A 9490-nucleotide genomic window follows, 5' to 3' on the forward strand; every position below is an offset into this window, starting at 1 on the left:
CGCCTGCTCGGCGCCCGCGTGCCAGGCGAGCAGCACGGCGGCCTCGGCGTCGGCGAGGCAGTGCTCGATCTCGCGGGCCTTCAGCAGCGGGTTCATCGGCACCACCACGGCCCCGGCCCGCAGGATGCCGTAGTACAGCACCGCGAAGTCCGGCACGTTGGGCAGCAGCAGGGCCACCCGGTCGCCGGGCGCGACGCCGAGGGCGGCCAGCCAGTGCGCGGCCCGGGCGCTGCGGGCGTCCAGGCCGGCGAAGGTCAGCACCTCCTCGTCGAGCCGGAGGGCGGGGCGCTCCGGGCACCGCGCGGCCGTCGCGGCGAGCAGGTCGGGGACGCCGTACGGCAGGTCGGTGCTGCTGCCGGGCGGGGCGGGGACGACGGACATGCGGGCGCTCCTCGGTCTGGTCCCTGAACGGTCGGGTCCCTATGCGGTCGGGCGGAAGCCGCCGTACGGAGCGGTGTCCGCCCCTGCCCCGGCGGCCGTGGCGTCGCCCGCGGCCGTGGCTGTGGCTGTGTCTGTGCCTGTGGCGAGCAGCCACGGGGCGATCCGCGCCACCAGCCCGCGGTTGTGCCGGATCCAGCGGAAGTGGTCCAGCGGGCGGCCGTCCGCCTGCTCGGCGGTGTAGCTCCAGCGTTCCACTCGCGCCGAGGACAGCTTGGCGCACAGGTGGTCGACGGCGCGCGGCGGCGCGAGCTCGTCGCCCTGCACGTCCACCGCCAGCACCGGCAGGTCCACCTCGGCCAGCGCCCGTTCGTAGTCGGTGGCCGCGCCGCGCACCCGGTAGCGGCCGGTGCGCATCTGCCGCGCCCAGTCCCGCATCAGCCGGGGCGCCTCGCGGCCGCCGAAGCCGAACCGCTCGCCCGGCCAGTGGCCGACCGCCGCCGAGGCCACCACCGAGAACTGGCTCAGCGCCAGCCGCCGCAGGCCCGCCCGCACCCCGAACGTCCGGTACCAGGCCGACCCGCTGGCCACCAGCACCACCCCGGCGATCCGGGGCCGGAACACCCCGCAGTGCACCAGGCCCAGCTGCCCGCCGAGGCTGTGCCCGAGCAGCAGGCGCGGCGCGCCGGGGAAGGCCCCGGCCACCGCGTCGAGCACCGCCCCGAAGTCGTGCTCGACCAGCTCGCGGAAGCCGAAGGAGACCCCGCGCCCGGGCACCGGCCGGCTCTCGCCGTGGCCGCGCAGGTCACAGGTGGCCACGCTGAGGCCGGCCGCGTGCAGCGCGCGGACCAGCGGGGTGTAGTGCCGGGCGGCCGTCCCCATCGCCGGCAGGACGATCACCACCGGGGCGGCCCGCTCGGGCCTGGCCAGCGCCCGTACGGTGATCCCGGCGCCGTCCGGCGCGGCGATCTCGGCGATCACCGGGAACCGGGCGGTCCTCACCGCTCCTCCGCCGGTCCGGCCCCGGCGCCCGGCCGCCAGCCGATCACCCCGGCGCCCCAGGTGATGCCCGCGCCGAACGCGGCGAGCCCGAGCAGCTTCGGGCCGTCCAGCAGGCCCTCCTCGCGGGCGTGGGTCAGACCCAGCGGGATCGAGGCGGCGGAGGTGTTGGCGACCCGGTGGACGTTCAGGTACAGCCGCTCCGGCGGCAGCCCCACCTCCTTGCCGACCGCCCGGACGATCCGGGCGTTGGCCTGGTGGGCGACGAACAGGTCGAGGTCCTCGCAGGTCAGGCCGCGCCGGGCGAGCACCTCGCGGGTGGCGTCGGACATCTTCTCCACCGCGTGGTCGAACACCTCCCGGCCGTCCATCCGCAGCTTGCGGTCGTCCCGGTTCGCGTAGAGCAGCGGGATCTGCTCGCCGTCGCTGCCCAGCGAGAAGCACGGCTCCGGCGCGCCGGGCACGTCGGCGACCACCGCGGCGCCGGCGCCGTCGGCCAGCAGCACGGCGGTGCCGCGGTCCTCGTGGTCGGTGATTCTGGTCAGCGCGTCGGCGCCGCAGACCAGGACCGCCCCGGCCCGGCCGGTCTCGATCAGCGCGGCGGCGTGGTCCAGCCCGTAGACGAAGCCGGCGCAGGCCGCGTGCAGGTCGAAGGCGGCGGCCTGCGGCATGCCGAGCCTGGCGGCGACCTCCACCGACACCCCGGGTGTGACCCGGTCCGGTGTGATGGTGGCGACCACCACGTGCCGGATGCTCGCGGCGGAGCGCCCCGAAGCGCGCAGCGCCTGCCCGGCGGCGGCCACCACGAGGTCGGCGAGCCGGCCCTCCGGCGGCAGGAAGCGGCGCTCCTGGATGCCGGTCCGCTTGACGATCCACTCCGGGGAGGCGCCGATCCGCTCGAAGTACTCGTTGGGGACGACGCGTTCGGGCAGGGCAGCGCCCACGCCGACGATGGCCGCCGTCATGCCGGGCCCCCTTCGGCGAAGGCCGGGCCGGTGCCCATCCGGACGGCGTGCATCCCGCCGTCGGCGTGCAGGATCTCCCCGCTGACGGTCACCGCCAGGTCGGAGAGCAGGAACAGCACGGGGCCGACCACCACCGCGGGGTCGGTGCGGTCCCAGCCGAGCGGGGCCTCGGCCTGCCAGCGGTCGGCGATCCGGTCGAAGGTGCTGATCGCCTGACCGGCGACGGTCTCCACGGGGCCGGCCGCCACCAGGTTGACCCGGATGCCGGACGGGCCGAGGTACATCGCCAGGTACCGGCAGACCGCGCCGAGGGCCGCCTTGCTGACGCCCATCCAGTCGTAGCCGGCCCAGGCGCCGGTGGCGTCGAAGTCCAGTCCGACGACGCTGCCGCGCCGCCCGTCCGCGCTCAGCAGCGGGGCCAGCGCGGTGGCCAGCGAGTGCAGCGAGACGGCGGCGGTGTGCAGGGCGGTTCCGGCGGCCTCCGGCGGGGTGGTGAGGAAGTGGCCGCTCAGCGCGGTCTGCGGGGCGGCGGCGACCGCGTGCAGCACGCCGTCGACCCCGCCCCAGCGCTGTTCCAGTTCCTTGACCAGCCGGGCGAAGTCCTCGGGCCTGGTGACGTCCAGCTCCAGCACCTCGGCCGGCCCGGGCAGCACGCCCGCCGCCTTCTCGGTGATCCGCCGGGCCCGGCCGAAGCCGGTCAGCAGTACCTCGGCGCCCGCCTCCTGGAGCGCCCTGGCGGTGTGCCAGGCGATGGAGTCCTCGTTGAGCACCCCGGTGATCAGATAGCGGCGTCCGTGGAAGCCGAGCATCACTCCTGGCCTTTCGTCGTACCGGGACTCGTACCGGAGTCCGTTTCGGGAGCCGCGGCCGCCGCCAGCACCAGGGCCGCGTTGTGCCCGCCGAACCCGAAGGAAGTGGAGAGCCCGACCCGGCGGCCGCCTGGGAGGGTGGCGGGGGCGAGCGGGGTGGCGCCGCGGATCAGGTTCAGCCGGCCGAGCTTCTCGTCCGGCTCGCGCAGCCCGACGGTGGGCGGCGCGGTGGCGTGGCGCAGCGCCTGCACCGTGGCGATGGCCTCCACCGCGCCGGCCGCGCCGAAGAGGTGGCCGGTGCAGGACTTGGTGGAGGACAGCGGGACCTCCTCCAGGACCGGTCCGAGGGCCAGCCGCAGCGCCTCGCACTCCGACCGGTCGTTGAGGACGGTGCCGGTGCCGTGCGCGTTGAGGTAGCCGAGCTGCCCCGGGGTGACCCCGGCCGCTTCGAGCGCCAGGGTGACGGCCCGGGCGGCGGGTTCGCCGCTCGGGTGGGGGGCGGTGAGGTGGTGGGCGTCGCAGGTGGCGCCGTAGCCGAGCACCTCGCCGAGCACGGTGGCGCCCCTGGCGGCGGCGCCGGCCTCCGTCTCCAGGACCAGGATCCCGGCGCCCTCGCCGATCAGCAGGCCGTCGCGGTCGCGGTCGAAGGGCACCGACCGGCCGCTCTCGGAGAGCGCCCCCGCCGTCCTGAAGGCCGCCCGCACCAGTGCGGAGGTGGAGGCCTCGGCGCCGCCGACCACCACCGCGTCGGCCGCGCCGGCCGCGAGCAGCAGCAGCGCGGTGCCGATCGCCTGGGTCGCGCTGCTGCACGCCGAGGCCAGGCAGAGCGCCTCGCCCCGGAAGCCGTACTGCTGGGCGATCTGCGAGGCCGCGGCGTTGGCCATCATCGCGGGCACCATGAGCGGGGAGACGAACTCCCCGCCCTGTTCCCGCAGCACCTCGGCCTGGCTCTCGAAGCTCGCCGTCCCGCCGAGCGCGCAACCCACCACGCAGGCGATCCGCTCGGCGGGGTAGGGTGCCGGGCCGTCCGTCCACCCCGCCTGGGCCAGGGCCTCGGCGGCGGCCACCAGCGCGAGCTGGGTGAAGCGGTCGGTGCGGCGGACCTGCTGGCGCGACAGGTGGTCGGCCGGCCGGAAGTCCCGGCACAGCCCGAGCCCGTCGGCGAGCCCGCTCTCGCCGGCCACCGCCCGCCGGTGCAGCGCCTCGGCGCCCACGCCCAGCGGGGTCACCGCGCCCAGGCCCGTGACGACGGCCCTGGGCCTCACTCCAGCCCGGCCTTGCGGCGGCACAGGGCGAGCACCTCGCCGACGGTGTAGAGCTGGTCGAAGTCCTTCGGCTTCACCGGGATGCCGAGCTGCTTGCGGATGGACTGGCTGAGTTCGACCATGTCGAGCGAGTCGATCTCCAGCTCGTCCAAGGCGGCGTCGTCGACGATGCCCTCGCGTTCGACGCCGAGGTCCACCAGGGCGTCGACGACGAAGTTCTCGATGGCGGTGCGGTCCAGTGTATCGGGCATGACTCTCCTCCACCGCGCGGGGCGGCGCTGCATCAGGGGCGGTGCGTCAGGTGCGGTCTGCGGACGGCCTCGGGGCCGGCGGGCTCCGGGCCGTCGGGCTCAGGCCGTGGTGCCGGCCTTGGCGGCGTGGTACGGCGCCCAGTGCCACTGCCGCCAGTAGCTCTCGGCGATGTCCAGCCACTGCTCCAGCCGGGCGGCGTCGTCCAGGAAGCGGTTGGCACTGACCACCAGCCAGCTGTAGACCGCCTGGCTGTCGCGGCAGCCGCCGCAGTCGCCCGAGGTGCAGCAGAACTGGAGCGACTCGTAGTCGGCGCCCCAGACGTTGAAGCCGGGGATCACCGGGTTGCCGTTGGCGACGCGGTCCTCGTGTTCGGGGGCGTCGACGCTGAGGCTTGGGCAGACGTCGTAGCCGAACCGGCCGCCCCAGTGCGTCCGGCCGGTCACCAGGGTCCGGATGAAGTACGGGTGGCTCACCACCGTCTCCGGGTACAGCTCCTTGACCCGCAGCGCCTCGTCCAGCACCCGCTGCTCGTTGGCGATCTTCAGCGGGGTCTCGGTGCCGTGCTCGCTGTAGAAGTTGAAGGTGACGATGTTGCCGTTCTCGGCGATCTTCCGCACGGTGGGCTCGATGTGCTGGACCCCGGCCTCGGCGAGCGCGTAGATGAACAGCACCCGCTGGTCGTCCTTGTAGTGCGAGAGCGCGGTGTCGAACAGGCCGGTGAACTTGGAACCGTTGACCCGGATCGCGCGCAGGTCGTCGTCGAGCGTGCCGCCGCCGAAGATGCTGACCGCGATGGCGATCTTCTCGAAGCCCTGCTTGGGCATCGGGCGCAGGCCGTTGGTGGAGATGGTGATGTGCGGCAGCTGTTCGACGAAGGCCTCGACCCGGCGCGGGACGAGGGTCGGCTCGCCGCCGATCAGGGTCGCCTGGTTGACGCCGTCGTCGGCCAGCTTGCGGGCGAAGGCCCGGATCCGGTCGAGGTCCGACAGTTCCTTGACGGCCGTGTCGAAGCCGCCCTCGAAGTACCAGCAGCCCTTGCAGCGGATGTTGCAGGTGTTGGTGAGGTGCACCTCGCAGGAGCGGACCTCGCGCCCCAGCCGGCGCAGCCGGTGCAGGCGTTCGGCCAGGTCGGGCCGGTCCGCGATGAGTTCGGCGGTGCGGGCCTTGGCCTCGCGCCGGCTCAGCGGGCGCTGTTCTATGGTGACGGGTGTTGCCATGGCGGTGGGCTCCTCGGGAGTCGCGGGATCGGCGTGCTGCTGCTCCCGCTACTCCGGGAGGCGCAGGCCCAGGTTCTTGATGCGCGGTGTGACCTTCTCGCGCCACAGATCGCAGGCCTCGCCGTTGGTGGTCTGGCGCAGCCCGAAGCGGACGGCCAGCTTGGCGCGTTCGGAGCGCGGGCTGCCGAAGATCCGGACGAAGGTCGGCCACAGCCGGTCCAGGGCCTCCTGGAGCTGCTCGCGGCCGTCGTCGGTGGCGGCGAGGTTGCGGCAGACCCGGGCGCCGTGGGCGATGTGCACCTTCTCGTCGAGAATGATCGTGCGCACCGCGTCCGCCCAGGGCCGGTAACTGCTCTGCGCGAATTCGGAGATCATCACCATGGCGGTCTCCTCTCCGATGTAGGAGAAGATTCCGCGCTCGGCCCAGGTGGTGCAGTTGTGGAACTCCTGGGCGCGGAACAGGTTCCGCTCGGCCAGGGTCTGCGACTCCATGTAGGTGGTGTCCACGCCGATCTCGGCGAGGACCCGCTTTCCGATCTTGTAGTGGTCGTACTCCTCGGCGGCGCGCTCGGCGCACACCTGCCGCTCCTCGGCGTCGGGAGCCAGTGGCAGGAAGACCTGCACGTAGTCGTCCCCGCCGGAGAGTTCCCCCTCGGTGTTGACGACCATGCCGCGGATCGCGATCTCCCGGTACTCCTCCGGCATCGCCAGGAACTCGCCGGGAGTACGGACCACCACCGCCTCGTCGTCCAGGATGGAAATCCCCATGACGCAACACCCCGTTTCCGAAGCAGGAATCGATAGAAACGTGAACGACCGGGGGCCGCTCCGCCGAGGCCCTCCGTGACGACCACAAGAATGGGACGCCGCCCCCGGCGGCCTGCGGAGTCCAGCACTCCGCGAACTTCCTCGGAGCGTAGGGGCTGGTTTTTGCAAGGAACAAGGTCCCTGGCGAATCATGCCGCCCCGATTCGGCCATCGAACGCTTCCGGCCGCCCGATGATGATCTTTCCGACATCCTCCGGACATGCGCAGTTATCCTTCCGGTAACGGATCTTGACGGCTGACCAGGGAAATCGAAGCTGGCCGGATCCAGGCCTGGACCGCGCCCGGCGCACCGCCGGACCGACCGTTACGCTGAGGCCCATGACCACCGACTCGAACACGGCGGTCGCCACCGTCGACGTCCTGCTGGGCCCCGATCAGCTCAATGACCTGATCATCGGTCAGTTCCCCGACTACACCGCCTGCCGGGTCGTGGAGGTGGACGGCCGCACCCTGACCATGGCGGTGGACGGCGACCTCCTGCGCACCCGTCCGGGCGGCACTGTCTCGGGCCCGGAGCAGGCCGGCCTGTGCGACCTGGCCGCGTTCCTCCTGATCAACTCCCGGCTCGGGCCCACCCTGATGGCGCTGACCAGTTCCCTTCAGATCAGCTTCCTCAGCCGGCCGCGGCCGGGAACGCTGCGGGTGCACGCCAGGACGGCCAAGTTCGGGCGCCGGCTGTGCGTGGTGCTGGCCGAACTGCTGGACGCCGACGAGGCCTTGGTGGCCACCGCCACGCTGACCTACGCGATCCCGCCGGCCCGCACCGGGACGGCCTGACGGCGCCTCTCACACGTCGCCCCGTCCTGGGCCGCCAATCGGCCAGGTTGGCGTGAAACATGACAGCGAGTCGGCCGGACGGTGGCCTTTCGGACAGTAAGCGATCTCGGCATTGATCTCCCCTCCACTCCCCCTCTACATTTCGGCGCAATATCACACGGAACTGCCATGACAGCGTGCCGAGGGGATTGACGGTGCCGGACACCGCAGTTGAAGCACCGCACCGGGTCGAGAACAAGCTCCCCCGGGTGTTCTACCGGCTGGCGGCGGGCGATGCCCTGTCCACCTACGGGAGCCAGCTCAACATGGTCGCCCTGAGCCTGTTCGCCTACGAGGCCTCGGGGAACGCGCTCGGCACCGCCGGGTTCCTGGTCCTGCGGCTGACCGGCGGATTCAGCGGTGGGCTGGTCGCCGGGCGCCTGGTGTCCCGGCTGGAGCGCCGGCGGCTCATGACGACGTGCTCCCTGGCCCAGGCGGTGGCGCTGGTCGTGGTGGCCCTCGCCCCCGCGTCGGCGCGCATCCCGGTGCTCTACCCGCTCGCCCTGGTCCTCGGCGGCGCGGCCGCGGTGAACGCCGTCGCGCTGCGGACCAGCATCCCCGAGATGGTCGGCTCCGGACGCCGGGCCCACGCCAACAGCCTGATGGCGACCTGCCGTTCGACCGCGATGGTGATGGGCTTCGCCTCCGCCGGCGTGGTGGTGGCCTGGTCCGGGTTCCGCGCGGCGCTGCTCATCGACGCGACCAGCTTCGTGCTGTACGCGGCGCTGGTGATCCGGCTGCCCCTGCCCACCCGGGCCGCGCCCGTCCAGGACGCGGAACCGGACGGATCCACGGCCAAGCCGGACGGGCCCGCGGCCGCGCCGAAACGGTTCGGACAACGGTGGCAGGCCCTGGTCGTCCTGCGGGCCGCGCCCGTGGTCGGCGCCATGGCCGGAATCAGGCTGCTGGACGCCTTCGGCTCGGCCGCCCACAACATCAGCCTGCCGGTCTTCGCCAACGAGTCCTCCCCCGGCAACCCGGCCGCCCTGCTCGGCACCTTCTGGGCCACCTGGGCGATCGGCAACCTGAGCGCCCAGCAGCTCGTCACCCGGCTCATGCTGCGCCGGGGCATCGAGCCCGGCGAACGCGGCTTCGCGCTGGGCACCATCCTGATGTCCGCCTCCTTCATCCTGGTCTTCACCGACCTCCCGCTGCCGCTCTTCCTGCTGGTCGCGATCTGCGCCGGACTCGGCGACGGCTTCACCGAGATCTCGTACACCACCCGCATCCAGGCCCTCACCGACGACCGGCGCGGCCAGGCCTTCGGGATCCTCACCTCCGCCGAGAACGTCGGCATGGGCACCGGGATGCTGCTGAGCGGATCGCTGCTGGCGCTGCTCAGCCCGCTCACCGTGGTCGGCGTCTCGCACGCCGTCCCGATCGTGCTGGCGCTCGCCTTCCTGGTGCTGATCGCCCGGACCCGCCGCTCCCCGGGCGACCCGGCGCCGAACGCCACCGCGTCCGACTGAACGGCCCGGCACCGAACGCCACCGCGTCCGGCCGCCCCCGTTCCGAACGAGTCACCGAACAAGTCACCGACCGAGCCACCGCCCGAGTCACCGAACGGCCCGCACCACTTCGCGGTACCCCCGCGCCGTACGCGACACCCCTCCGCTCCCACCTCCCTGCCCCGGGGCGGCCCTCTCCCGCGCCCCTGCACCGATCCGAAAGGTGCCGAACCTCATGAGCCCCACCGGTCCCGACCACGGCCGGCTGCGCGCCCTGGAAGCCCGGCTGCTGCTCCATCCCGAGATCGCCGACTGCGCGCTGCTGCCCCTCCACCGCGACAGCGGCCGTCCCGGCCTGCTCGCCTACCTGGTGCCCGCCGCCGACGGCGATCCCGAGGCCCTGCGCCGCCGGGCCGCCGCCGTGCTGCTGGACGCCGACCCGAGCGCCGAGCTGCACCTCCTGGACGGCATCGTCCGCACCCCCGGGGGCGAGCCCGACCCGGCCGCCCTCGC

General features: G+C 73.4%; 10 protein-coding genes and 1 pseudogene. 3 read left to right on the plus strand and 8 right to left on the minus strand.

Annotation, left to right across the window (positions count from 1 at the left end; all coding sequences use genetic code 11):
• From BU198_RS40330 to BU198_RS40365, 8 genes are all read right to left on the minus strand, one after another.
• The coding region (locus tag BU198_RS40330; RefSeq protein WP_188301673.1) for an AMP-binding protein at positions 1–381 on the minus strand (381 nt) is incomplete at its 3' end.
• A gap of 39 nt (positions 382–420) precedes the next feature.
• A complete protein-coding gene (locus tag BU198_RS40335) occupies positions 421–1380 on the minus strand; it encodes an alpha/beta fold hydrolase (protein WP_188301674.1) in 960 nt (319 codons plus the stop codon).
• Positions 1377–2342 carry a beta-ketoacyl-ACP synthase 3 gene (locus BU198_RS40340; RefSeq protein ID WP_188301675.1) on the minus strand — a complete coding sequence of 322 codons (966 nt, stop codon included), beginning with the start codon at positions 2340–2342 and terminating at the stop codon, positions 1377–1379. The genes BU198_RS40335 and BU198_RS40340 overlap by 4 nt, the downstream gene beginning before the upstream one ends.
• On the minus strand, positions 2339–3151 hold the full coding sequence (gene fabI, locus BU198_RS40345; RefSeq protein ID WP_188301676.1) for an enoyl-ACP reductase FabI: 813 nt from the start codon (positions 3149–3151) through the stop codon (positions 2339–2341). Before fabI ends, BU198_RS40340 begins: the two co-directional genes overlap by 4 nt.
• Positions 3151–4416 (minus strand): beta-ketoacyl-[acyl-carrier-protein] synthase family protein, encoded by a 1266-nt coding sequence (locus BU198_RS40350; protein ID WP_188301677.1) that lies wholly within the window; start codon positions 4414–4416, stop codon positions 3151–3153. Before BU198_RS40350 ends, fabI begins: the two co-directional genes overlap by 1 nt.
• Complete coding sequence (locus tag BU198_RS40355; RefSeq protein WP_188301678.1) at positions 4413–4667, minus strand: acyl carrier protein; 255 nt, start codon at positions 4665–4667, stop codon at positions 4413–4415. Before BU198_RS40355 ends, BU198_RS40350 begins: the two co-directional genes overlap by 4 nt.
• A 99-nt stretch (positions 4668–4766) precedes the next feature.
• Complete coding sequence (locus BU198_RS40360) at positions 4767–5885, minus strand: radical SAM protein (RefSeq protein WP_188301679.1); 1119 nt, start codon at positions 5883–5885, stop codon at positions 4767–4769.
• Positions 5886–5933: 48 nt separating this feature from the next.
• Positions 5934–6653: a Phenylacetic acid catabolic protein gene (locus BU198_RS40365; protein ID WP_188301680.1), complete on the minus strand. Its 720-nt coding sequence runs from the start codon at positions 6651–6653 to the stop codon at positions 5934–5936.
• Positions 6654–7031: 378 nt separating this feature from the next.
• Here BU198_RS40365 and BU198_RS40370 point away from each other — a divergent pair, with 378 nt between their 5' ends.
• The 3 genes and pseudogenes from BU198_RS40370 to BU198_RS40380 form a co-directional block, all read left to right on the plus strand.
• On the plus strand, positions 7032–7490 hold the full coding sequence (locus tag BU198_RS40370) for a PaaI family thioesterase (protein WP_188301681.1): 459 nt from the start codon (positions 7032–7034) through the stop codon (positions 7488–7490).
• Positions 7491–7666: 176 nt separating this feature from the next.
• A complete protein-coding gene (locus tag BU198_RS40375; protein ID WP_188301682.1) occupies positions 7667–8998 on the plus strand; it encodes an MFS transporter in 1332 nt (443 codons plus the stop codon).
• A gap of 214 nt (positions 8999–9212) precedes the next feature.
• Positions 9213–9490 (plus strand): annotated as a pseudogene (locus BU198_RS40380) (hypothetical protein); the annotation flags it as partial.

The sequence above is a fragment of the Streptomyces sp. CBMA156 genome, assembly GCF_014596515.1.
Lineage (GTDB): Bacteria > Actinomycetota > Actinomycetes > Streptomycetales > Streptomycetaceae > Kitasatospora.